The sequence below is a fragment of the Halopseudomonas pelagia genome, from assembly GCF_009497895.1.
In the GTDB taxonomy this organism is placed as follows: domain Bacteria; phylum Pseudomonadota; class Gammaproteobacteria; order Pseudomonadales; family Pseudomonadaceae; genus Halopseudomonas; species Halopseudomonas pelagia_A.
The window spans coordinates 759,846-782,713 of record NZ_CP033116.1; the positions used below are offsets into that span (position 1 = coordinate 759,846).

Genomic DNA, 22,868 nt, shown 5'->3' on the forward strand with positions numbered 1-22,868 from the left:
AATTGGTCGGGTGGTTGATTTTTATATTTGTTAGCGCTACCCTACTGCACCCTTTTTCACACAACCTGTGAACTTTTCGGTTGAGTCAGGTAGCTGTCAGACGGAGTAAATTTGGATGGCCCGTATTGCAGGCGTCAACATCCCGGATAACAAACATACTGTTATCTCTTTGACCTATATTTTTGGTATCGGTCAAACCAAGGCACAGAAAATTTGTGCAGCGACTGGCATTGCGCCAGACGCAAAAATCAAGGATCTCAGCGAGGAGCAGGTTGATCTGCTACGCACCGAAGTGGGCAAGTCGAACACTGAAGGTGACCTGCGTCGTGCGGTCAACATGAACGTCAAGCGTCTTATGGATCTTGGTTGCTATCGTGGTCTGCGTCACCGTAAGGGCCTTCCGGTCCGTGGTCAGCGCACCAAGACTAACGCTCGTACCCGCAAGGGTCCGCGCAAGCCGATCCGTAAGTAATCGCGAAGGAATATACAGATATGGCTAAGCCTGCTGCTCGTGTACGTAAAAAAGTCAAAAAGACGGTGGTTGATGGGATTGCCCACATCCACGCTTCTTTTAACAACACCATCATTACCATTACCGACCGTCAGGGCAACGCTCTGAGCTGGGCGACTTCTGGTGGTTCCGGTTTCCGTGGTTCGCGTAAAAGCACCCCCTTTGCTGCCCAGGTTGCAGCGGAGCGTGCTGGTCAGGCTGCTTTGGAATACGGCTTGAAAAACCTCGACGTTAATGTGAAGGGCCCAGGCCCGGGTCGTGAATCGGCTGTTCGTGCTCTGAACTCTTGTGGCTACAAGATCAGCGGCATCACCGATGTCACCCCCATCCCACATAACGGCTGTCGCCCGCCTAAAAAGCGCCGCGTGTAACCAGGAGACGGAAATGGCTAGATATATTGGTCCCAAATGTAAACTGTCTCGTCGCGAAGGCACTGATCTGTTTCTCAAGAGCGGCGCTCGCGCTCTTGAATCCAAGTGCAACCTGGAGAGCCCTCCTGGTGTGCATGGTCAGCGTCGTGGTCGTCTCTCTGAGTACGGCACCCAACTGCGCGAGAAACAAAAAGTACGTCGTATCTACGGCATTCTTGAGCGTCAGTTCAGCAACTACTACAAGGAAGCTGCCCGTTTGAAGGGCGCTACCGGCGAGAACCTGCTGCAACTGCTCGAGCGTCGTCTGGACAACGTTGTATACCGTATGGGCTTCGGCTCTACTCGTGCCGAGTCACGTCAGCTGGTCTCTCACAAGGCTATCAGCGTTAATGGCAAGACCGTCAACATCGCTTCTTTCCTGGTATCCCCGGGCGACGTAGTGGCTGTTCGCGAAAAGGCCAAGAACCAACTGCGTATCGGTGGTTCCTTGGAGCTGGCAGCGCAGCGCGGTCAATCCGAGTGGTTGGAAGTGGATGCAGCCAAGAAGGAAGGTGTCTTTAAAAGCCTGCCCTCACGGAGTGATCTGTACGCCGACATCAACGAAAACCTGATCGTCGAGCTTTACTCCAAGTAAGTGACAGACAGCAAAAGGTGCCCCCATGCAAAGTTCGGTTACCGAGTTTCTAACACCACGTCATATTGACGTACAGGAAACCTCTCCCACGCGTGCCAAGATCACTCTTGAGCCGCTGGAGCGTGGTTTTGGCCATACCCTGGGCAATGCGTTGCGTCGCATTTTGCTCTCCTCCATGCCCGGTTGTGCCGTGGTAGAGGCGGAAATCGACGGCGTTTTGCATGAATACAGCGCCATCGAAGGCGTACAGGAAGATGTCATCGAGATCCTGCTGAACCTGAAGGGTTTGGCGATCAAGATGCACGGCCGTGATCATGTAACTCTGACCCTGTCCAAAAAAGGACCGGGCCAGGTGACTGCAGCTGATATTCAGCTGGATCACGATGTCGAAATCATCAACCCTGATCACCTGATTGCTACCTTGTCTGACAATGGTGTGCTGAACATGAAAATAACCGTGGCCCGTGGCCGTGGTTATGAGCCCGCTGATTCTCGTCAATCCGACGATGATGAAAGCCGCTCCATCGGCCGGTTGCAGCTGGACGCGACTTATACCCCGGTTCGCCGTGTGGCATATGTTGTGGAAAGCGCCCGTGTTGAGCAGCGCACCAACCTCGACAAGCTGGTTATTGACCTGGAAACCAACGGTACGCTGGACGCTGAAGAAGCCATCCGCCGTGCTGCGACCATCCTGCAACAGCAGCTGGCCGCCTTCGTTGACCTGAAAGGTGAGCACGAACCCGTTGTTGAACAGCAGGAAGACGAGATTGATCCGATCCTGCTGCGTCCGGTTGATGACCTTGAGCTGACTGTACGTTCAGCCAACTGTCTGAAAGCCGAAAATATTTACTATATTGGCGATCTGATCCAGCGTACCGAAGTGGAACTGCTGAAGACTCCCAACCTGGGCAAGAAATCCCTGACCGAGATCAAGGACGTTCTGGCCTCACGGGGTCTGTCACTGGGTATGCGTCTGGACAACTGGCCGCCTGCAAGCTTGAAGAAGGACGACAAGGTTTCGGCCTAATCGTCTCGACACCGAGGAATTGAGAGATGCGTCATCGTAAAAGTGGTCGTCACCTGAGTCGGACCAGCTCACACCGTAAGGCCATGTTCCAGAACATGGCGGTGTCGCTGTTCGCGAACGAACTGATCAAAACCACTCTGCCCAAGGCCAAGGAATTGCGCCGTGTAGCCGAGCCTTTGATCACCCTGGCGAAGGAAGATACCGTCGCCAATCGCCGTCTGGCATTTGACCGCACCCGCAGCAAAGAAGCTGTTGGCAAGCTGTTCAATGACCTGGGCAAGCGTTATGCAGACCGTCCCGGCGGGTATGTGCGTATTCTCAAGTGCGGTTTCCGCACTGGTGACTCTGCGCCCATGGCCTACGTCGAGCTGGTTGATCGCCCTGAACTGGCTGCTGCCAGCGAAGAGTGATAGCAAAGCGTTAGAAAAAACCGGACCTTGTGTCCGGTTTTTTTGTGCCTGTGATTTGTCTGCTGATGAGGGGTTTGGTCGATGTTGATCGTCGGCGGCGGTTGGGAGGACAGCCTTTGTAGTGAAATTTCCAAGCGTAGTGGTGAGGGCTGAAACCGAGAGCCCTACGCATGACACGCTACAAGCCATCCATGGGGCTCGTCGGCGCACGTCCCTGTGCGCCGACGGTCATGTGTAGGGCCCTCGGTTCCAGCCCAGCGCGGCATCTATGCGTTCTGATAGCTGAATTCGAAGAATCGTGAAGCAGTTTGGACGGTTTATATGCATTAGCGCGCCTGCCACCCTGATCAGACCGTCGATGGCAGGGATGCCATCGATGAGCTACAGGGACGTACTTGCAGCGTGTCTGAGCAGGGTGGCAGGCGCGCTAAGGCCGGCGCAAAACCCGACAAAAAGCAAATCAATCGCGATCCCGCTCAAGCAGCGGCCCAAGAAAGCGTCCGGTGTGTGAAGCTTCCACAGTGCTGACGTGCTCGGGCGTGCCGGTAGCAATAATATAGCCACCCTTGGAGCCGCCCTCAGGCCCAAGATCGACCACCCAATCAGCCGTCTTGATCACATCCAGGTTGTGCTCGATCACCACCAGGGTATTGCCGTGGTCACGCAAGCGATGCAGTACATCGAGTAACTGCTGGATGTCGGCGAAGTGCAGGCCCGTAGTCGGCTCATCGAGAATGTACAGGGTTTTGCCTGTGTCGCGCTTGGACAGCTCGCGGGCCAGCTTGACGCGCTGGGCTTCGCCACCTGACAGCGTAGTCGCGGATTGGCCCAGGCGGATATAGGACAAACCTACATCAATCAAGGTCTGCAGCTTGCGCGCCAGTGCCGGGACCGCCTCGAAGAACTCGCGGGCTTCTTCGATGGTGAAGTCGAGCACCTCGTGGATGTTCTTGCCCTTGTACTTGATCTCCAGCGTCTCGCGGTTGTAGCGCTTGCTCTTGCACACATCACAGGGCACATAGATGTCCGGCAGAAAGTGCATCTCTACCTTGATCAGGCCATCGCCCTGACAGGCTTCGCAGCGGCCACCCTTGACGTTGAAGGAGAACCGCCCGGCCTTGTAGCCGCGCGAACGTGCTTCCTGGGTGCCGGCAAACAGCTCGCGAATCGGCGTGAACAAACCAGTGTAGGTAGCTGGGTTGGAGCGGGGAGTCCGACCGATGGGGCTCTGGTCAATATCCACTACCTTGTCGATATGCTTCATGCCATCGAAGCTGTCGTAGGGGGATGCTTCCAAGGTAGTGGCGCCGTTGAGCTCGGTCGCAGTAATCGGGTACAGGGTATTATTGATCAGTGTTGATTTGCCCGAGCCGGATACGCCCGTGACACAGGTCATCAGGCCCACCGGGATTTCCAGATTGACCTTGTGCAGGTTGTTACCGCAGGCTCCTTTGAGGCGTAACCACTTGTCCTTCTGCGGTGGGTTGCGCTTGGCGGGTATGGGAATCTTCACCTTGCCTGAGAGGTATTTGCCAGTGAGTGAGGCCGGGTTGTTCATTACCTCATCGGCAGTGCCTTGGGCGACAATTTCGCCACCGTGGACGCCGGCGCCGGGGCCGATATCCACTACATAGTCGGCCAGGCGAATCGCATCTTCGTCGTGTTCAACCACAATAACCGTATTGCCCAGGTCACGCAGATGAATCAGCGTGGACAAAAGGCGCTCGTTATCACGTTGGTGCAGGCCGATAGAGGGCTCGTCAAGGATGTACATTACACCCACCAGGCCCGCGCCAATCTGGCTGGCGAGGCGGATACGCTGGGCTTCACCGCCAGACAGCGTGTCGGCGCTGCGGTCCAGCGACAGGTAGTCCAAGCCGACGTTGACCAGGAACATCAAGCGCGCGCGGATTTCCTTGAGGATCTTTTCGGCAATCTCACCGCGGCTGCCGTCCAGGCTCAAGCCGGTAAAATACGCCGCTGCCTCGCCAACCGGCAGCGTGGTGACCCCAGGCAGGTTACGCCCATCGATAAAGACGTGGCGCGCTTCGCGGCGCAGCCGCGTGCCGCTGCAGGAAGGGCAGGGCTGGGTGCTCAGGTACTTACCCAATTCTTCACGCACACTCTGCGATTCGGTCTCGCGGTAGCGTCGCTCCAGGTTCGGCACTATGCCTTCAAAGGGGTGATTGCGCATGACGATGTCGCCACGGTCATTCAGATAGCGGAAAGACACCTTTTCCGTACCCGTACCGTGCAGCACCAGCTTGCAATGCTTGTCTTCCAGCTCGCCGAACGGTACCTCCAGCGAGATGCCGTAATGATCAGCCAGTGAGCTGAGCATCTGAAAATAGTAGACGTTGCGTCGATCCCAGCCGCGGATCGCGCCTTCTGCCAGGGTCAGCTCGCCGTTGACCAGCCGCTTGCTGTCAAAGAACTGTTTAACACCCAGTCCATCACAGGTAGGGCAGGCGCCGGCGGGGTTGTTGAAAGAAAACAGTCGCGGTTCCAGTTCGCTGATCGAGTGTCCGCACTGGGGGCAGGCAAAACGCGCGCTGAAGGTCAGCTCTTCGCCTTCCTCACCATCCATGGGCGCGACGATGGCGATGCCGTCGGCCAGGTTCAGGCAGGTTTCGAACGATTCCGCCAGACGCAACTGCAGATCCTCGCGGACCTTGAAGCGATCCACTACCACTTCAATGGTGTGTTTGCGGTTCTTCTCCAGTGCCGGCGGTTCATCCAGATCATGGATGCGGCCATTGATGCGCGCACGGACGAAGCCTTGAGCCCGCAATTCATCCAGGAGCGCCAGATGCTCACCCTTGCGTTCGCGCATGACCGGAGCAAGCAGCATCAGCTTGCTGCCCTCGGGCATCGCCAGAACCTGGTCGACCATCTGGCTGACGGTTTGTGCAGCCAGCGGCAGGTCGTGATCGGGGCAACGCGGTTCACCAACGCGGGCAAACAGCAGGCGCAGGTAGTCGTAGATTTCGGTAATGGTACCCACGGTGGAGCGGGGGTTGTGCGAAGTGGATTTCTGCTCGATGGAAATCGCCGGCGATAAACCTTCGATATGATCGACATCGGGCTTTTCCATCATCGATAGAAATTGCCGCGCGTAGGCCGAGAGCGACTCGACATAGCGGCGTTGCCCCTCGGCATAGAGGGTGTCAAAAGCCAGGCTCGACTTGCCCGAGCCAGACAGGCCGGTAATCACGATCAGTTTGTCGCGCGGCAGATCGAGGTCAATGTTCTTCAGGTTGTGGGTGCGCGCCCCACGGATCGAAATGGTATCCACAGTACATTTACCCTACGGCCAGCAAAGCAGAACAGTATACGTTGTCTGGCAGCGGCCCGGCAAAACACCGGGCAACAAACCGATGACAGGGAAAGCCGGCTTTGCAACGGGAGATGTCCGTTTCTGCTTGTGGCGGGCAACATGTTAGAATCCGTCGCCTTTCGTGGCGCTACTGTGGCGCTGTGACATTCATCCAGTCATCAAGCAGGGAAAGCCATGCACCAGGCCGATCGCATGACGTCCTCCGAACAGCGTGCCGCGAGCTCGCTGGCTGCGGTGTTTGCCTTTCGCATGCTTGGGCTTTTCATGGTGCTGCCGGTGCTGGCCACCTATGGCGGCTCGTTGCGAGATGCCACGCCGCTGCTGATCGGCATTGCGATTGGCGCCTATGGTTTGACTCAGGCCTTCCTGCAGATTCCCTTTGGGATGCTGTCTGACCGCATTGGGCGCAAGCCGGTGATCATTGGTGGCTTGCTGTTATTCGCGCTCGGCGGGTTGGTGGCAGCGCAGGCCGAGACCATGCAGGGCGTGATCGTTGGTCGAATTATTCAGGGTGCCGGTGCGATCGCTGCTGCGGTGATGGCGCTGGTTGCGGATCTAACGCGCGAGCAGCACCGCACCAAGGCCATGGCGATGATCGGTATGAGCATCGGCGTGTCCTTCGCGGTAGCGATGGTCGCCGGACCGGTGATTGCTGCGCGCGCCGGACTGCAGGGGGTTTTCTACAGTACCTCGGCGTTGGCGTTGGTAGGCATCATGTTGGTTATCTGGATCGTACCCACGCCGCATCAGGCATTACGGCATCGTGAAGCGGGTATGGTCCGCAGTGCCTTTCTGCCAAGCCTGCGCAACAAGGATCTGCTGCGGTTGAACTACGGTATTGCTGTATTGCATGCAATTTTGATGGCCAGCTTCGTCGCCATCCCTCTGGCATTGCAGGAGCAGGCCGGCCTGCCCCGCGAGGAGCATTGGTGGGTTTACTTGTCGGCGCTGCTGCTGTCTTTCTTCGCCATGGTGCCTTTTATCATCTATGCCGAGCGCCAGCGGCAAATCAAGCGAGTGGTGTTGGGCGCTATTATCCTGTTGGCTCTGGTGCAACCGATGATGTGGTTGGGCATGGGTTCACTGCCGTGGCTGGTGGCGGCCATAGTGCTGTTTTTTGTTGGTTTCAATTTGCTCGAAGCTACACTGCCATCGCTGCTCAGCAAGATCGCGCCGGCGGGCGGCAAAGGTACGGCAATGGGCGTTTATTCCACCAGCCAGTTCGCTGGTGCGGCGCTGGGGGGGCTGATTGGCGGCGCGGTATTCGGCGCCTGGGGACTGGGCGGGGTTTTCCTCTGCTGTGCACTACTCGCGGTTTCCTGGTGGGCGATTGGTGTTACCATGAGTGAACCACCTTATGTAACAAGCTACCGCCTGCCGTTGTCCCTGGCGTTGGTTGGGGATGAGGCGTTGCCCCGGCGGATTCTAGCGGTTCCGGGGGTAGCAGAAGCGGTGGTTGTGGTCGAAGAGGCCGCAGCCTATCTAAAAGTCGATACACAGGTACTCGATCGTGAGGCGCTGGACCGGGTCGTCAACCCGGCCTGAACCGGTCAGTACACAGGAGAAAAGCATCATGGCCAGAGGCGTCAACAAGGTAATTTTGATCGGTAATGTCGGCGGCGATCCAGAAGTACGCTACCTGCCCAATGGTAATGCCGTTGCCAACATCACCCTCGCCACCAGTGACAGCTGGAAGGACAAGCAGACCGGCCAGCAGCAGGAACGCACCGAGTGGCACCGCGTGGTGTTCTTTGGGCGTATCGCCGAGGTTGTTGGCGAATACGTACGCAAGGGCTCGAAGATGTATATCGAAGGTCGCCTGCAGACCCGCGAATGGGAAAAGGACGGCGTCAAGCGCTACACCACGGAAATCGTTGTGGACATCGGTGGCCAGATGCAGTTGCTCGATGGCAAGCCCCAGGGCGGCGAGCAGGGCATGGCCCCGCGGCCACAGCAACAGCGCCCGGCGGCTCAGCAGCCAGCTCCGCAGCAGCAGCCAGCGCAACAGGCGCCGCAGCAGGCAACGCCGGATTACGACAGCTTTGATGACGACATTCCTTTCTAGAGGATACCTTAGCAAGCAAAAAACCGGGCTTACTGTTTCCAGTAGCCCGGTTTTTTATTGGCAGAGAAATGACCGAAGGTGACGCTCAGAAATTGAAGGTGTAGCGCACGATCACTCGGTTTTCATCTACATCGTTGGCATAGGTTGAGCGGTTGGTAGCGTTGCGCCAGCGGAACGACAGGTCCTTGAAGGTACCACGCTGAATCACGTAGGTGATGTCAGTCGAGCGCTCCCATTCCTGACCGCTTTTGCCACTGGCGCGCAGCGCCGCAGCACGTGCAGTACTTATGTTGGTGGGATCAACATCATCGCCGGTGACGTAACGGACGTTGAACTTGAGGCCCGGCAAGCCTAGCTTGGCAAAGTCGTAGTCATAGCGTGCATGGAATACCCGCTCGTTGGCTAGCGCAAAGGTGCTGGCCTGCATCTCGCTGAACAGATAAGTGTCGCTGCCACCAATATAGGTATAGGCGGTGTCTCCGGATACCTTCTGATAGCCACCGCTGAAGGTGTGCCCGGCAATGCTGTAACCGAAGTTGGAGCTGATGGTCTGGTTATCCATTCTTCCAGCCAGGCTGCGGCCGGTATCGCTCGCATCGAAATAGCGGACTTCAGCAAACGCCGACCCGGCTCCCAGTGGTGTGGTGTACTTGAAGCCCATGAAGTCCCGGCGAAATATGTCCTCAAGCTCACTGGCGTGATAACTGATGCGCAGATTCGGCATCAGGTTATACTCGAGGTTGGCGTAAAGCAGGCGGTCGCTATTGGCGGCGGTGGAATAAGCGCCCAGTTGGCCCATGACCGTAAGATCCTCAAAATTACTCGAGTCACGCTGCTTTACCGAGCCAACCTTGCCCAGCGTCAGGGTCAGGTCACCCAGGTCCTTGGATACCAGTTGCGTGCCCCGATACACCTGGGGGAAAAGCCGACTGGCGTTGGAGGCTAGTAGTGGCAGGGTCGGAATCAACCCGCCGACGCGTAATTCGCTCTCCGCCAGGCGCGCCTTCAAAGTCATGGCCATTTTGGAGTAATCATCCTCAGGTCTGCCGTCGGAATCGCTGGGCAACAGTCCCGTGCCGCGACGAGCCGGGCTGGAGTCGAGTTTCAAACCCAGCATGCCGATGGCATCGATACCGAAACCGACAGTCCCGGGCGTGTAGCCCGATTGCAGTTGCAGAATAAAACTCTGGCCCCACTCCTCGCGCTTGGACTGCGTTGCGGTGCTGTCTCGAAAGTCGCGGCTGAAATACTGATTGCGCAGCTCCAGGCTGCCTTTGGCGTCGCCGATGAAGTCGGCGAAGGCGTTGGTGGTGAGGCTACCCAAGCCCAGCAGCAGCGTGGTGCCCATGATGTGGCGAGTGATTCTTGTCATTGTATTCTCCACTGGTCTTTAGTTTTGTTGTTCATGTCCTGAATTCAGGGCGAGCAAACCCGCGCGATTGAAAATCACGTTGAAAAAGCTCAGATGTGTTTGGTGTTGCCGGCGCCGCTTCAGGCGAGATCTAGTTGTGGGCCATAGGCTGTCCTTTTCAGCAATTGAACGGGGTTAACGCGGCAGGGTAGAGGAGCTGAGCAACTTCCTGGCGCGGTCGATGACTGGTTGATCAATCAGCTTGCCCTTCAGGCTGATTGCACCTACACCGGTGTGGGCCTCAACCTCACTGATGACGGCTTGGGCCCATTGAACTTCGTCCTCCGAGGGCAGAAAGCCTTGATTGATCTGTGCAACCTGACGGGGATGAACGCAAAGTTTGCCGCCAAAGCCTTTGCTGCGAGCGCCCAATACATCAATACGCAGTTGCTCGTCGTCATCCAGCGCAACGGTTACGCCATCGACGGGTGCATCAATTCTGGCGATGGCAGAGGCGATCACCAGCCGCGACCGGGCATAGAGCAGCTCCAGGTCGTCACCAATGATGCCGGTGTCGAGTTGGAAGTCCACCGAACCAAACGCCAGTCGCTCGACCTTGGGCGCCTGTGCTACCTCCACGGCATTCCACACGCCCAGGGCAGTTTCCACGATCGGGAAAATATTCACACCGGGACGCAGGCGCTCGGCCAGCTGACTGATTTGTTCGGCCCGTTCTGCCTTGGGCAGAGCCACCAGGGTAACGCCTTCAAGCTCAAGCAATTCGCAGTCGTCGTTGAACCATTCGGTGTCTGTGCCATTGAGCCTGACGCAGGCTTTGCCTCCGGCTTCCAGCCACGCGCGCACGGCAGCGCGCGCCACGCTTTTGCGGTCAGGGGTAACAGCGTCTTCCAGATCAATGACGACTACATCTGCACCAGAGTTGCAGGCCTTATCGAATCGTTCAGGACGATCACCGGGTACAAACAGATAGGATCTTGCTGACATAAAACTCTCCAATTAATGGTCTGATGCGTTTTTCGGACGCAACTCGGACTATGTGTCGGTTTGACCGGCACAGAAGTCAGCTGGGTTTGGGTTGCCTTCGAGGTAAAGCCAGAGATAGCCCGGTGAGCAACAGAATGAAGCCGAAAAGGGTGAATCCTGTGCCGATGGATCCGGTCGCTTGCGTAACCAGAGCGAAAACAGGTGGGCCGGTGACCACACCGAAATAAGTGAAGAACAGGGTGCCGCCGGTAACCACACCGGCTTTCCCGGGGGGAGCAAGGCGGGCGACTTCCGCCAGGTAGACACCGTTCCAGCCGATCGCGGTAGCGCCAAAGCAGATGCTAATTACGATTACGGTTATCAAAGGCCAGTCCGGGGTAAAACTCGCCGTCACCAACGAAGAGATCGCCATGCACAGGGCCAGTGCACTGAGTAGAACGCGGGGTGATATCCAACGGTCAGCAATCCAGCCCCACAGAATCCGGCCAACAATACCCGCTGCCTGCGTGGCGGTCAGAATAAGACCCGCCGCAACCAGGCCCATGCCGTAAACCTGGGTAAGATGCAGGACCAGATAGGTGGTAAGGCACAGCTGTATGGCGCCGAAGAAAAACGAGCATAACGCCAGATCGCGCAGGGGTTTGTGCTCGAATATCAGCCGAAATGGCTTGGCCAGATTGGCTAACGAACCTCTGGTTGGCTCAAGCGGGGTTTCCAGCTGAGTCCGGTAGCACTGAGCGATGGCCGCCGTTACCAGGCAAGCGATCGAGACGGCCAGCACAGACCCTTGCCAATGCAGACTGACCGCCAGCATCGGAACGAAGGCACCTGCAAGAGCGCCGCCGACCGGTACGCCGGTCTGCTTGATTGAGAACATCAAGCCCATCAGGTGCGAAGGTGTGGTGGTGGCGAGAATATGCGAGCTTGCCGGCGTGATAGGGCCATAACCAAACCCGATCAACAAGGCGCTGGCAAACATCGCCCACAGTGTGCCGTAACTACAGCAGGCAAGACCCGCCGCGCACAATAGCAGGGATACCTGGCTGCTGCGGATTGCGCCAAAACGGCTGACCAGATCACCGCTGATAACACTGGAAAACATCGCGCCGACATAGATCAGAGCGACAAAATAACCCACGTGCGCCGCGTTCCCGCCGATATCACCGGCGGCCAATGGTGCGATGATCGGCACCGTCAGCGCCGCCATCGAGGCTAACGCCTGGATGGACAGGGTGATGGTGAGGGGCGCGACGATCTTGTTCACGCGTCCTTGCCCTGCCAGGTCAGGCGCTGGATTGTTGAGTAGCTGAAACGGTCACCTGGATGCAGGTTGACTGCCACTTCAAGCAGCTCACCATTACCGGTGGTGTACTTGCGCACAATCTGCAGCCCAGGCGAACCAGCCACCACCTTGAGTGCAGCAGCCTCTGTCTCGTTGATGGTCACGGCGCTGAGCGACTGACGCATCTCCACGAACTGCACGGAATATTTGCGCTCGATCAGCGAATAAATCGGCTGCTGGCCGTCCAGTTCATCGGCGATGCCGCGATAAGCGCGGGCGATATAAACCCGGGTAAGGGCGATGGGTTCCATATCCCCTTCCATATAGCGCAGGCCGCTGACTTCCAGCCAATCCTGCCCGGCCTTGCACTCCAGCAGCTCGGCGAGCTCTTCGTCAGTCGAAACGTCCCGCACTCCGGAAATGTCCAGACGCACGTCGCGAACATACTGGTGCAGGTCCGAGAGGCCTTCGCTGGATTGCACATAGCGGGAGGCCACATGCGTCGCCTTGACGCGAGTGCCCACGCCCTGCTGACGGGTGAGCAAGCCCATTTCGCTCAACTTGCGGATTGCCTCTCTGACCGTATGCCGGCTGACATTGAAGTGCTGGCAGAGTTCGTGCTCAGTGGGCAGCAGACCGCCCACCGGATAACGGCCCGACTTGATGTCGTCCATGAGTGCCTGCGCCAGCACCAGATAACGCGGTTGACCGGCAGTCAGCAAGGGAGGCAGTCCCAGGTTCATATCACATTGCTCCTAGTGAGTGTGGCTATCCACTCGTCATTGTTGTTGATTTGGCGCAGCATTGCTTCGGTATCTGCACCCAGGCGTGGGGCAGGGCGCGACGGCAGCTGTTCGCCAGGGCAGCGTACTGGGCAGGCCAGGGTCTTCACCGGGCCCCGAACCGGATGCTCTACATCGACAATCGAGCCCTGTTCGATGGCAAACGGATTGTCCAGCGCCTGGGCGATGTCATTTACCGGCGCGGCGGGTACCTTGCCAGCGAATTTTGTCATCCATTGCTCGGTAGTCGCCTGCATCAGGATGGCATCCAGCTCTTCCGTGAGTTCGTCACGGTTGGCCAGGCGCGCCTTGAAGTTGCAGAACCGCTCATCGGTGGTCCATTCGGGCTTGTCGATCAGATTGGCCAATACACCCCAGAACTTTTCCTTGTTGCACATGATGAACATCCAGCCGTCCTGAGTGCGGTACAGCTGGCTTGGCGTCAATGAAGGATGACCTGAGCGAGGAGTGCGCGACGTGACCACTCCCTCGTTGAGATACCAGGTGCCCAGGTAGTTCAGGTTATGCATGGCGACATCATACAGGCTCACATCGACATCACGCCCAACCCCGGTCGCCCGCGCGCCCACCAACCCGGCCAACAGTGCCATGGCAGCGGTGGTGCCGGTCATCATGTCAATGATGGAAATGCCGAATCGCGCTGGCGGGCCGCCGGGCTCGCCGGTTAGCGACAGGTAGCCGGCCTCGGCCTGCATCAGATAGTCATAGCCCGGCCAGGCCTTGCGCTCTCCCTCGCGGCCATAGGCGGAAAGGTGGGCGCAGACGATAGCCGGGTTGTGCTCTTTCAGATCGGCATAGGTCAGCCCCAACTTGACCGGCAGGTCGCCGCGCAGGTTGTCGAATACGGCGTCTGCTTCTGCCACCAGTTTGTGCAGAATGGCTTTGCCTTCAGGCTGCTTCAGATCCAGTGTCATGCTCTTCTTGTTGCGGTTGAAAGACTGGAAGAAGTGGCTGTCGCCTTCCTCAAAGAAATACGGCCCTACACCGCGGCCGACATCGCCGCCGTCGTTGGGGTTTTCAATCTTGATCACTTCTGCGCCCAGATCGGCCAGATGCTGGGTGCCGAAGGGGCCGGCACCGTACTGTTCCACGGAAATGATGCGTACGCCTGCAAGTGGGAGCGTCATACGGGGTTCCTTTCAATCAGTTGCTTGGCAATGATGATGCGCTGCATTTCATTGGTACCTTCACCAATGGTCAGCAGAGGCGAGTCGCGATAGAGACGCTCGACGTTGTATTCCTTGGAATAGCCGTAACCGCCGTGGATACGCATGGCGTCCATGGAGTTGGTCACCGCAGACTCGGTGGCGAAGTACTTGGCCATGCCGGCTTCCATGTCGCAACGCTCGCCACGGTCGTAGGCTTTGGCTGCTGACTCGACTAGGAGGCGCGAGGCTTCCACCCGCGTGGCCATTTCGCCGAGCATCAGCTGGATTGCCTGGTGTTCGCAGATGGGTTTGCCGAATGTCTTGCGAATCTGCGAATAGCTGGTGGCTTCCTGCAATGCCGCGTTGGCGACGCCAACACCACGGGCGGCGACGTTGATACGCCCCAGTTCCAGTCCGGACAGGACCTGCTTGAGGCCCACGCCTTCGACACCACCGATCAAGCGATCCACCGGCACCTTGTAGTCTTCGAACGAAAGCTCGCAGGTGTCGATACCGCGATAGCCAAGCTTTTGCAGTTTGCGCGTAACGATGAATCCTGGACCCTTTTCAGCAATCAGCCAGCTCATGCCCTTGTGCCGAGGCTCGGCAGTGGGGTCGGTTTTTACCAGCAAGGCCACGCAAGTACCTTCCTTGCTATTGGTGATCCAGGTCTTGGCGCCATTGACGATATAGTGGTCCCCTTCACGCTTTGCGACGGTACGGATAGCTTGCAGATCGGTCCCTGTATCGGGCTCGGTCAGGCCGATGGCGCCGCGCATTTCGCCAGTGGCAAACTTGGGCAGATAGTGATTTTTCTGCTCCGGGGTGCCATGGCGCTGAATCGCAGAGGCCATGATCAGGTGCGAATTGATGATGCCGGAGAGAGACATCCAGGTCGTGGAGATGCGCTCGACGATCTTGGCATAAGTGGAGGTACTCATGCCCAGCCCACCGTACTCCTGATCGATGATGCAACCAAACAGGCCCATTTCCTTCATCATCTCGACGATTTCGTGGGGGTATTCGTCATCGTGCTCCAACTGGCGTACCTGGTGCTTTACCTGGGTTTCCAGAAAGCGGTCCAATGCGTCCAGCATCATGACTTCCTGCTCTTGCTGCTCGGTCAAATTACTCATGAGTCTTTTCTCTCTTTGTTAAGCCCGGGCTACCAGCGACCGGGAAAATGTCAGGGCGTCCACACCGCTATCTACGTTCAGGATCAGCTCGCGAATCTGTTCGGCTCGCGCTGCACTGACTACAAGGGCGGTGTTTTCCATGAATTTGTTGACGATGTCGGCGTTGCTCAGCGGGCGATCTGCTGCGCCGCGGTTGATCGCTTCCCGATGGCGGAACTCGCGGCCATCGTTGAGCTCAACGATGACTTCGCCGGAGTAGTGACGAGGGAAGCCGGAATCCGGGTCCGCTTCGTAGTCAACCTTGGCAGCCAGTGCCAGTACATCAGCAGCCTTGAGCGCATCGGCCTCCTGCTCGGCGAGGCCGAAACGACCTCTCAACAAGCCGCTGGCGACCGCGTAGGGAATGCTGAACTGGGCGTCGTAACTGTTCTGGGGCCGGCGCTTGTTGGCGACCGGCTCACAGACAATGCCAATCACTTCCGCGGGCACCAGTGCGCGAATTCGCTTGATCTGCGCGATATCAAATTCTGCACGCTCATGCAGGGCTATTGCGGAATCAGCGCAGGCATGAGTGAAGTGGCACGCTGGCAACGGCTTGACCGCAACCTGAGTCAGCTCCCAGACCTGACCCAGGTCGGCGGTGGCCAAGCCCAGATCACAGTCCTGAGCGCGTTCGCCCAGGTGGCTGTTGTAAAGACCAAAGCGGCCTTCATAAACGGCTCTGGGGCCAATGAACCCGTGCCGGGCATAGGTGGCAGCGGTCACGCCTGCCACGCCAGCCCAGCCGGGATGCAGACGCTTGGTCCAGGCGCCGTCCTGCAGAAATTCCAGATTTCCGGACGCCATACTCAGGGCAATGCCCTGCGCCATGGCCATTTGCGCGGCGCTCTGGTTTTGCAGTTTGGCCGTGACCAGAGCGCTAGAAAATGCGCCGATCAGTCCGGTGGGATGAAACCCGACCTGATGGAAACCACCCTTGGCTACGGAAGCCAACCGCGTGGCGATTTCCATGCCCAGCACGTAGGCACTGAGCAGATCCTTGCCGCTGGCACGAGTATCGGCAGCCACTGCCATAACCGTCGGCAGCACGCTGGCGGTGGCGTGGATAACGCCTCTGGCGTGAGTGTCGTCATAGTCCAGGCCATGAATCAACACGCCGTTCATCAGAATGGCGTCGCGTAGAGCCAACTGTGCATCCATGCCGATCACCTGGCTGGTACCACTTCCCAGCTCGGTACTGGCCGCCAGCGCACGCTTGGCAAAGTCGTAACGGGTAGAGGCCAGCGCGATGCCGATGGCATCCAGCATCAGATGTTTCGCGCGGTCGCGAACGACCGTAGGAATGGCGTCATAGGTAAAGCGCGCCGCATAGTCTGCCAATGCTTCGGCAATCAAGGGTTTGCTGGCAGTTGATGGGGGCTGCGATGGCATAGTCATATTTCCTCAGGAAACCAGGGCCAGGGAGATGGCCGGAATAAAGGTGATCAACCCAAGCCCTACCAGCCTGACCAGATAGAACGGCAGTACGCCTCTGGCCACTTCATGCACGGGCAGCTTGGTGATGCCGCTCATGACGAACAGATTCAGGCCGATGGGGGGCGTCAGCGTGGCAATCTCGACGTTGGCGACCATGATCACGGCGAAGTGGATTGGATCGATACCCAGCGCAGTCGCGACCGGGAACAGCAGCGGCGAGGTGAGAACGATCATGGCCACGCCGTCGAGGAACATCCCGAGGATCAGTAGCAGTAGATTGGCGATGATCAGAAACTGCCAGGCTGTGATGTTCTGCTCAGTGATGAATTCGATGAGCATGGCGGACACGCCCAAGCGCGCCAGTACAAAGCCGACCAGACTGCCGCCCATGACCACAGCGAAGATCATCGTGGTTTGCAGTAGCGAATCCCGTGCAACGGTCCAGACCCCGCCGAGCGTGACGCTGCGGTAGACCAGCAGGCAGAGCAAGGCAGCATAGGCAGCTGCGAAGGCAGATACTTCGGTAGGCGTCAGAAAACCGGTGTAGATGCTGCCCAGAATCAGTACTGGCATGGCCAGCGCCGCAGCGGCACCCGGTAGCTTGCGCGAAAACAAACCCCAGTCGGCACGCTGGACCGGGCCACCGTAATTGTTCTTGCGAGCAAAGAAGACCACTGCCAGCATCAGCAAGGTAGCTTCCATCAGGCCGGGAAAGATACCGGCGATGAACAGCTTATCGATAGGTAGGCCAACAATGGAGCCGATCAGGATAAAGCCCAGTGAAGGGGGGATCATCAGACCTAGTGTGCCGCCTACGGCAACAATGGCGGCGGAGAAGCGCGGCGGGTAGTTTTCCTTGCGCAGGCCTTCTACCGTGGAGGAGCCGATAGCCGCCGCCGAGCCGACGCTTGAGCCGGAAACGGCCGCAAAGAATACGCTGGCAATCATCGCAGTCAGGGCCAGTCCGCCCTTTATGCGCCGCACGACACTGCCGATAAGCTGAATCAAAATCTCGGCGATATTGCCCTTCATCATCAGATTGCCGGCCAGCACGAACATCGGAATGGCCATCAGCGGGTAACTATTGACGGATTTGAACGCGGTTTGCGCGATGACGGTCATCGGCACGCCGGCAACCAGCAGAATCATGCCGGTGGTTACCAGCCCCATGGCGATGGCGGCATGCGTGCCGATCGCCAGGAACAGGATCATTGTTATCAGAGCCAGGAGTATTAGCATTGTTCTGGTTCGTCCTATATCTGCGGGCCATGGTTGGAGTCTTCAACGATGAAGGGATCTTCATCCTTGATCACCCGGACCAGGCAGCCGATGTAATAGAGCATGAAGATCAGCGCGCCAATCGGCATGACCATGAATAGCGCCCACAGCGGCAGGTCGAGGTTTGACTCGGTCATCATGCCCATTGAGTGGTAGCGGATCAGTTGGGGAACGGCTGCAGCGAACAGCAGGCCGCAAAAGCCGATGCCCAGCAGGCTGGCCAGCAGGTTCATGACCCGCCGCATTTTCGGGCCAAGATGGGCCACCAGCAGATCGGTACGAATATGGTGTCCTGCGCGGCCCGCCATGCCCAGAGTCAGAAAAAAAGCCCAGACCATGAGGTAGCGAACGCTTTCTTCGGCCCAGAACGAACTGGAATCGAAAAACGCACGCGAAGATCCCTCGAACAGCATCACGCCGCACGACAACAGAAACATGACGGTGGCGATATTCATCAGGACTCTGGATTCGATGACCTGCCAGAGCCCCGCCTTGCGGCGGGCTCCCTGGCTTTGATCAGCGCTAGCGGTAGGAGTGCTGGCGTTATGATCAGCCTTCATCGATGCACTCCTGCTGTACCGCCTTCATCTTCGGCAGCACGTCCGGATACTCTTCAGCGAACAGCTCGACATTGCGTTCTGACAGGGTCCTCCAGCGCTCACTTTCCTCTTCGTCGACGGTATGAAAAGTGGCGCCCTGAGCGACCATCCGATCAATCAGCTCCTCTTCTTCAGAGACAACCTCTTTCCATTGTTTGGCGACGATCTCGTCAATGGTTTGCGAGATGGCATCCTGTTGCGATTGCGGCAGGCTGGAGAACCAGCCGTTGTCTACTGTGACGGCATAGGTGGTGAGCGAGAAGTTAGGCACGTACAAAGCATGCTTGCCGGTCATGCCGATCATCTCGGCCCAACCGCCTGCCGAGGTGAAGACCCCGTCAATGGCGCCTTGGCCCAGAGCGCTGCTCATTTCCGAGGCGGGCATCGACACCGGGCTGGCGCCCAATGACTTGATGGTTTCCAGGAACACGCGGCCGCCAATCACCCGTATTTTGGTTCCGGCGAGGTCTTCCAGTTTCTTCGCTTCAAGGTCGCTGAAAATAAAGAACAGGTCTGACGCGCAGAGCAGACCCAGAATCTTCAGGTTGCGAGGCTCGACGTAGTCCGACATCAACTGGGTGATGCCCTTGGCATAGCACTGGTTGTTCATCAACTCATCGCTAAGCGCGAAGGGCAGGTTGATGGCGCCAGTGCGCCGCTCTATGGTTTCGATTCTTACCGACACCGGCCAGACCATATGCACCGCGCCGGTACCCAAGGCTGCGACGGCATCCTGGTCGGTATAGAGCTGGCCTGCCGGAAACACCTTGACGTCGATCTCGCCATTGGTGCGCTCGCCGACTTTCTTGGCGAACTCCTGCATATACTGATTTTTCCAGTGGGTGGTAGATACCTCGTTGGGTAGAACCAGTTCAACCGCCTGGGCGTGAGCACCCAGGGCCAGCGAACAAGAGGTAATGGCGGCGGTAATGAAGCTATGGAGCTTTTTCATGGAACTCATCCTCAATTGTTATTGTTGAGAGGTACGATGTTTCAGTCTTTCTAGCCTGCCAGCGGGTTGTATATTCCGGCGTCAGCGGTCGTGCACCTCAGTAGTTGGCGGCGTCGTCCGTGCTGCCTTCACGTTTCTGAATCAATACGTTGCGTTCAAACGACATGAAGATTGTGCCGTCAGCTTTCTTGCCCAGCGTCTTGACCGTAATGATGCCCTGGTTAGGTCGGGACTTTGACTCGCGCTTGTCGAGTACTTCGGATTCGGCGTAGATGGTGTCACCGGCAAAAACCGGCGCGGTCAGCTTTATGTCGTTCCAGCCAAGGTTGGCGACGGCCTTGCCGCTGACATCCGGGACGGTCATCCCCAATACCACTGCCAGACTCAAGCCGCTGTTGATAAGCAGCTTGCCGAATTCGCTCTTTTCCGCGAATGCGGCATCACAGTGCATCGGGTGATTGTTCATGGTCATCAACGAGAACTGGATATTGTCCGTGTCTGTCAGCGTGCGGCCGGGACGATGCTCGTAGATATCGCCAATTTCGAACTCTTCGAAATAACGACCGATTTGACCCCGATAACGTTGCTCACCAATCTTTCTTACGCTCATGCTGGTTTCCTTTGTATTTGTTTGGATGTCATGTTGTCCGGACAACAGGATATATTCGGATTTTATCCAAAGTCAACTCTTTACAGGCGTCGATACTGGTGTTCGGTGAAAAAGGGTTGGTTGTTACCCTGCGCATCACGGTCATCAATGTGTATGGTTACGGCAGGCTGATTAGGGGACCTTGACGTTGACGCTTCTAATTGCAAGGTTAAGATTGGGCGCCGCGCTGACGACTCATCGTTAGCTGTAAACCAGGCTGCGTATGAGGGGAGGCCCTTGTTTCAGGAGCAGCAACCCGAGGATCTTCGATGTCTGAAATCTATTTTGTCCGCCACGGCCAGGCCTCTTTCGGCTCCAGCAACTACGATCAACTCTCCGAGCTGGGGCATCAGCAGGCGCGCTTGCTGGGCGAGTATTTTCTGCGGCGGGACATGCAGTTTGACCGCATTCTGACCGGCGATATGGTTCGTCATCGGGAAACGGCCGAGGGTATTTGCCAAGGGCTTGGGCAGCCCGCATCGGGTTTCGAGGTGTTCACCGAACTAAACGAGTTCGACTTCCATTCGATTCTGCAGGCGTATCTCGCGCAGTTCCCCGATCAGGCCCTACCTGAAAAGCCGGCTGTTGCGGATTTTTTCAAACGGTTGAAGAAAGCCATCGTGCTCTGGTCGCAGGGCGGTCTGCAAGGCCAGCTCCCGGAGACCTGGCAAACATTCGAGCAGCGTTTGCTCGATGTGCGTCAGCACATCATGGCCCAGTACAAAGGCCAGCGGGTGCTTGCCGTCAGCTCGGGTGGTGCAATCGCCATGCTGGTGCGTCAGTTGCTGCAGGCGCCGAGCGAGACCATGGTCGAGCTGAATCTGCAGACGCGTAATACCGCACTGATTCATTGTGTATTCAATCAGCACAATATGCGCCTGAGCAGTTTCAACAGTGTGCCGCACCTGGATAGCGCTGAGCTGCAAGCGTTAATCACCTATACCTGAAAGAGGTTTAAACTGCCGCGTGACCTGAGGGCCTGAAGGTTGCAAAATGCAGTCAGGAATAGTGGTTTAAACGATAAGGTCAAGATATGCGAATGCGCATTCTGTTGTTGGGCGCAGACTCCCTGATGGGTCAGGCGGTACTGCGTCTGGCGGCAGCCGAAGAGATAGCCATTGATGCGGTTGAGCGTCCAGAGCAAGGTTGGAAGGCAGAGCAGCTCAAGCACTGGTTTACCGAGTATCAGCCAGATGCGGTAGTCAATCTGGCTTTTTACCATCAGCACTTCCAGCTGGGGTCCAATGACGGCGACAATCTGGCACTGCAGCGCAAGTTCGGCAAGGAGCTGATAGCGCTGAGCAAACAGGCAGACAGCTTGTTGTTTCTGCTTTCCAGTGCGCGAGTGTTCGATGGTTTGAAGACCACGGCCTATACCGAGAAGGACGCGCTGGCGCCTGGCGATGCGCTGGGACAGTTGCATGTGGATATGGAGAAACAGCTCAAGGACCATTGCGCGCGGCACATCATGCTACGCCTGGGCTGGGTGCTGGATGGCTCACCCGACGGGCAGCTTGCCGGGCTTTTGCAGCAGTTGCGCAGCGGTGAGCCGATGCTGCTGGCGGAGGAGTGGCGGGGTAACCCAACCCCGGTAAACGATGCCGCCCGTGTGGTACTGGCGATCCTCAAACAGCTGGATTGTGATGCGCCGTTATATGGCACCTATCACTATGGCAGCAGTGAGGCGTCCAGTTGGATCAGTTTCGTGAAAAGTCTGGCGCAGGAGTTGTTGGCGACCAAGCAGCTTGATAGCGTGCCGACGATCCGTTCCGTGCCATTCGATCAACAATTGGATAGCGCATGGGAGCCGCAGAATGCGGTATTGAGCAGCCGTCGGCTATTGATGGCTTTTGGTATCAAGCCTCGCGCCTGGCGCGCGCAGCTACCTGAGCTATTGGCCAGTGTGCCGCCCAATAGCAAAGCAGAATAACGGCCGCCTGGCGGCCGTTCACATCATCCTCTGCGTGCTTAGAACTTGTAACCCAGAGCAAGCATGTACACCCATGGATCAATTTCCACATCCACCTTGGCTGGTGCTCCGCCGACCTTGAAAGTGGCTTCGGTATCGATATCCACATGCCATACCGAGGCGTTCAGCAACACCTTGTCGGTTAGCTGATAATCCACGCCGGCCTCGAGTGCCAAGCCCCATGAATCGCTTAGCGACAGATCACTGAATCCGGCCGCTTTATTGGCCGAAGTGAAATCTTCGCTAAAGAACGTGGTGTAGTTCAGGCCCGCGCCCACATAGGGCTGCAGGGCCGCGCCTGCCCCCATCGGGAAGTATTGCAGCGTTAGGGTAGGGGGTAGATGCTTGATGTCGGCCAGCTTGCCCACGCCGTTCAGGTTGATGTCGTGACTGAACGGCGTAGCGGCGAGAATGCCAATACCGTACTTGTCCGTGAGCATGTAAGTGCCGGTAATACCCACTTGCACGTCACTGTCGACACCTACTTCCAATCCTGTGTTCGCGCCACCGATGATCACATCATCGCTGTTCTCCTGAGGGTCGACAGCCGCCACGCCAACGCGAACGATGGTATCGCCGGCTTGATGCGCGTAGACCGCCGAGGTGGCCAACAGGGCGGGGATAAGCAGTAGGCCGGCGGCCAGTTGAGTAGTGCAACGAGACATGAGGTAACTCCTGGGCTTGTGATAATGGCGCCATGGTAGTGATCGCGTTGAACCCGCTTATTGATCTGAAGCAAGAATTGCCTCGGGAGGGCTGCGACCGTCTGCCGCAGGCGTATTAGCACTTGAACTCTGCTTGTGAGTAAATGATAATGCTTCTCTTTTAAGTCGCCTGATTCTCAGGCACGGATACTCTGGAGAGT

22 protein-coding genes are annotated in these 22,868 nt (G+C 57.4%); 9 read left to right on the forward strand and 13 right to left on the reverse strand.

Translation table 11 applies throughout. The features are described 5' to 3' along the window. The first annotated feature begins 115 nt into the window (after positions 1 to 115). Genes rpsM through rplQ form a run of 5 tightly spaced genes read left to right on the forward strand, consistent with a single transcriptional unit; the run spans position 116 to position 2,953 of the window. A complete protein-coding gene (gene rpsM, locus EAO82_RS03620) occupies positions 116 to 472 on the forward strand; it encodes a 30S ribosomal protein S13 (RefSeq protein ID WP_096348050.1) in 357 nt (118 codons plus the stop codon). 20 nt (positions 473 to 492) lie between these two features. Then, positions 493 to 882: a 30S ribosomal protein S11 gene (gene rpsK / locus EAO82_RS03625; protein WP_022962893.1), complete on the forward strand. Its 390-nt coding sequence runs from the start codon at positions 493 to 495 to the stop codon at positions 880 to 882. Positions 883 to 895: 13 nt separating this feature from the next. After that, on the forward strand, positions 896 to 1,516 hold the full coding sequence (rpsD, locus tag EAO82_RS03630; RefSeq protein ID WP_096348051.1) for a 30S ribosomal protein S4: 621 nt from the start codon (positions 896 to 898) through the stop codon (positions 1,514 to 1,516). A 25-nt stretch (positions 1,517 to 1,541) separates the two neighbouring features. Next, positions 1,542 to 2,543: a DNA-directed RNA polymerase subunit alpha gene (locus EAO82_RS03635; RefSeq protein ID WP_096348052.1), complete on the forward strand. Its 1,002-nt coding sequence runs from the start codon at positions 1,542 to 1,544 to the stop codon at positions 2,541 to 2,543. Positions 2,544 to 2,569: 26 nt separating this feature from the next. Further along, positions 2,570 to 2,953 carry a 50S ribosomal protein L17 gene (rplQ, locus tag EAO82_RS03640; protein ID WP_096348053.1) on the forward strand — a complete coding sequence of 128 codons (384 nt, stop codon included), beginning with the start codon at positions 2,570 to 2,572 and terminating at the stop codon, positions 2,951 to 2,953. Positions 2,954 to 3,413: 460 nt separating this feature from the next. Here rplQ and uvrA read toward each other — a convergent pair whose 3' ends face one another. Beyond that, positions 3,414 to 6,248 carry an excinuclease ABC subunit UvrA gene (gene uvrA / locus EAO82_RS03645; protein ID WP_096347309.1) on the reverse strand — a complete coding sequence of 945 codons (2,835 nt, stop codon included), beginning with the start codon at positions 6,246 to 6,248 and terminating at the stop codon, positions 3,414 to 3,416. A 216-nt stretch (positions 6,249 to 6,464) separates the two neighbouring features. Between uvrA and EAO82_RS03650 the strand changes: the two genes are divergently transcribed. Both EAO82_RS03650 and ssb read left to right on the forward strand, forming a co-directional pair. Next, a complete protein-coding gene (locus tag EAO82_RS03650) occupies positions 6,465 to 7,835 on the forward strand; it encodes an MFS transporter (RefSeq protein ID WP_096347310.1) in 1,371 nt (456 codons plus the stop codon). A gap of 28 nt (positions 7,836 to 7,863) precedes the next feature. Next, a complete protein-coding gene (gene ssb, locus EAO82_RS03655; RefSeq protein WP_096347311.1) occupies positions 7,864 to 8,355 on the forward strand; it encodes a single-stranded DNA-binding protein in 492 nt (163 codons plus the stop codon). 85 nt (positions 8,356 to 8,440) lie between these two features. On the opposite strand, the gene EAO82_RS03660 is transcribed toward ssb, so the two are convergent. From EAO82_RS03660 to EAO82_RS03710, 11 genes are all read right to left on the reverse strand, one after another. After that, on the reverse strand, positions 8,441 to 9,703 hold the full coding sequence (locus EAO82_RS03660) for an OprD family porin (protein WP_096347312.1): 1,263 nt from the start codon (positions 9,701 to 9,703) through the stop codon (positions 8,441 to 8,443). Between the two features lie 198 nt (positions 9,704 to 9,901). Next, a complete protein-coding gene (locus EAO82_RS03665) occupies positions 9,902 to 10,711 on the reverse strand; it encodes an HpcH/HpaI aldolase/citrate lyase family protein (RefSeq protein WP_096347313.1) in 810 nt (269 codons plus the stop codon). Positions 10,712 to 10,787: 76 nt separating this feature from the next. Further along, entirely contained in the window at positions 10,788 to 11,975 is a 1,188-nt protein-coding gene (locus EAO82_RS03670; protein ID WP_231703274.1) for an MFS transporter, read from the reverse strand. Then, positions 11,972 to 12,736, reverse strand: a complete 765-nt coding sequence (locus tag EAO82_RS03675) for a GntR family transcriptional regulator (protein ID WP_096347314.1) — start codon at positions 12,734 to 12,736, stop codon at positions 11,972 to 11,974. The genes EAO82_RS03670 and EAO82_RS03675 overlap by 4 nt, the downstream gene beginning before the upstream one ends. After that, complete coding sequence (locus tag EAO82_RS03680; protein WP_096347315.1) at positions 12,733 to 13,923, reverse strand: CaiB/BaiF CoA transferase family protein; 1,191 nt, start codon at positions 13,921 to 13,923, stop codon at positions 12,733 to 12,735. Before EAO82_RS03680 ends, EAO82_RS03675 begins: the two co-directional genes overlap by 4 nt. Further along, entirely contained in the window at positions 13,920 to 15,080 is a 1,161-nt protein-coding gene (locus tag EAO82_RS03685; protein ID WP_096347316.1) for an acyl-CoA dehydrogenase family protein, read from the reverse strand. Before EAO82_RS03685 ends, EAO82_RS03680 begins: the two co-directional genes overlap by 4 nt. 18 nt (positions 15,081 to 15,098) lie before the next feature. Further along, entirely contained in the window at positions 15,099 to 16,511 is a 1,413-nt protein-coding gene (locus EAO82_RS03690) for an MmgE/PrpD family protein (RefSeq protein WP_096347317.1), read from the reverse strand. Between the two features lie 12 nt (positions 16,512 to 16,523). Then, positions 16,524 to 17,768, reverse strand: a complete 1,245-nt coding sequence (locus EAO82_RS03695; RefSeq protein ID WP_231703275.1) for a TRAP transporter large permease — start codon at positions 17,766 to 17,768, stop codon at positions 16,524 to 16,526. 41 nt (positions 17,769 to 17,809) lie between these two features. Then, complete coding sequence (locus EAO82_RS03700; protein ID WP_096347319.1) at positions 17,810 to 18,394, reverse strand: TRAP transporter small permease; 585 nt, start codon at positions 18,392 to 18,394, stop codon at positions 17,810 to 17,812. Next, positions 18,384 to 19,385 (reverse strand): TRAP transporter substrate-binding protein DctP, encoded by a 1,002-nt coding sequence (gene dctP / locus EAO82_RS03705; RefSeq protein ID WP_096347320.1) that lies wholly within the window; start codon positions 19,383 to 19,385, stop codon positions 18,384 to 18,386. The genes EAO82_RS03700 and dctP overlap by 11 nt, the downstream gene beginning before the upstream one ends. Positions 19,386 to 19,482: 97 nt before the next feature. Next, a complete protein-coding gene (locus EAO82_RS03710; protein WP_096347321.1) occupies positions 19,483 to 19,995 on the reverse strand; it encodes a MaoC family dehydratase in 513 nt (170 codons plus the stop codon). A gap of 308 nt (positions 19,996 to 20,303) precedes the next feature. Between EAO82_RS03710 and EAO82_RS03715 the strand changes: the two genes are divergently transcribed. Further along, on the forward strand, positions 20,304 to 20,981 hold the full coding sequence (locus tag EAO82_RS03715; protein WP_096347322.1) for a histidine phosphatase family protein: 678 nt from the start codon (positions 20,304 to 20,306) through the stop codon (positions 20,979 to 20,981). Positions 20,982 to 21,073: 92 nt separating this feature from the next. Beyond that, positions 21,074 to 21,964, forward strand: coding sequence for a sugar nucleotide-binding protein (locus tag EAO82_RS03720; RefSeq protein WP_174958692.1), 891 nt, complete (start codon positions 21,074 to 21,076; stop codon positions 21,962 to 21,964). A 38-nt stretch (positions 21,965 to 22,002) separates the two neighbouring features. On the opposite strand, the gene EAO82_RS03725 is transcribed toward EAO82_RS03720, so the two are convergent. Then, the gene (locus EAO82_RS03725; RefSeq protein ID WP_096347324.1) at positions 22,003 to 22,668 is read right to left on the reverse strand and encodes an OmpW family outer membrane protein; all 666 of its coding nucleotides are present in this window, start codon (positions 22,666 to 22,668) and stop codon (positions 22,003 to 22,005) included. Positions 22,669 to 22,868 lie beyond the last annotated feature (200 nt).

Excerpts from the sequence above, each read along its gene's own strand:
- EAO82_RS03700 (WP_096347319.1), bottom strand. The coding sequence starts at position 18,394 with ATGAAGGCTGATCATAACGCCAGCACTCCTACCGCTAGCGCTGATCAA.
- EAO82_RS03675 (WP_096347314.1), bottom strand. The coding sequence starts at position 12,736 with ATGAACCTGGGACTGCCTCCCTTGCTGACTGCCGGTCAACCGCGTTAT.
- EAO82_RS03710 (WP_096347321.1), bottom strand. The coding sequence starts at position 19,995 with ATGAGCGTAAGAAAGATTGGTGAGCAACGTTATCGGGGTCAAATCGGT.
- EAO82_RS03715 (WP_096347322.1), top strand. The coding sequence starts at position 20,304 with ATGTCTGAAATCTATTTTGTCCGCCACGGCCAGGCCTCTTTCGGCTCC.
- EAO82_RS03650 (WP_096347310.1), top strand. The coding sequence starts at position 6,465 with ATGCACCAGGCCGATCGCATGACGTCCTCCGAACAGCGTGCCGCGAGC.
- rpsD (WP_096348051.1), top strand. The coding sequence starts at position 896 with ATGGCTAGATATATTGGTCCCAAATGTAAACTGTCTCGTCGCGAAGGC.
- EAO82_RS03695 (WP_231703275.1), bottom strand. The coding sequence starts at position 17,768 with ATGATCCTGTTCCTGGCGATCGGCACGCATGCCGCCATCGCCATGGGG.
- EAO82_RS03660 (WP_096347312.1), bottom strand. The coding sequence starts at position 9,703 with ATGGGCACCACGCTGCTGCTGGGCTTGGGTAGCCTCACCACCAACGCC.
- dctP (WP_096347320.1), bottom strand. The coding sequence starts at position 19,385 with ATGAAAAAGCTCCATAGCTTCATTACCGCCGCCATTACCTCTTGTTCG.
- EAO82_RS03725 (WP_096347324.1), bottom strand. The coding sequence starts at position 22,668 with ATGTCTCGTTGCACTACTCAACTGGCCGCCGGCCTACTGCTTATCCCC.
- rpsK (WP_022962893.1), top strand. The coding sequence starts at position 493 with ATGGCTAAGCCTGCTGCTCGTGTACGTAAAAAAGTCAAAAAGACGGTG.
- ssb (WP_096347311.1), top strand. The coding sequence starts at position 7,864 with ATGGCCAGAGGCGTCAACAAGGTAATTTTGATCGGTAATGTCGGCGGC.
- EAO82_RS03680 (WP_096347315.1), bottom strand. The coding sequence starts at position 13,923 with ATGACGCTCCCACTTGCAGGCGTACGCATCATTTCCGTGGAACAGTAC.
- EAO82_RS03685 (WP_096347316.1), bottom strand. The coding sequence starts at position 15,080 with ATGAGTAATTTGACCGAGCAGCAAGAGCAGGAAGTCATGATGCTGGAC.
- rplQ (WP_096348053.1), top strand. The coding sequence starts at position 2,570 with ATGCGTCATCGTAAAAGTGGTCGTCACCTGAGTCGGACCAGCTCACAC.
- EAO82_RS03690 (WP_096347317.1), bottom strand. The coding sequence starts at position 16,511 with ATGCCATCGCAGCCCCCATCAACTGCCAGCAAACCCTTGATTGCCGAA.
- rpsM (WP_096348050.1), top strand. The coding sequence starts at position 116 with ATGGCCCGTATTGCAGGCGTCAACATCCCGGATAACAAACATACTGTT.
- EAO82_RS03665 (WP_096347313.1), bottom strand. The coding sequence starts at position 10,711 with ATGTCAGCAAGATCCTATCTGTTTGTACCCGGTGATCGTCCTGAACGA.
- EAO82_RS03635 (WP_096348052.1), top strand. The coding sequence starts at position 1,542 with ATGCAAAGTTCGGTTACCGAGTTTCTAACACCACGTCATATTGACGTA.
- EAO82_RS03720 (WP_174958692.1), top strand. The coding sequence starts at position 21,074 with ATGCGCATTCTGTTGTTGGGCGCAGACTCCCTGATGGGTCAGGCGGTA.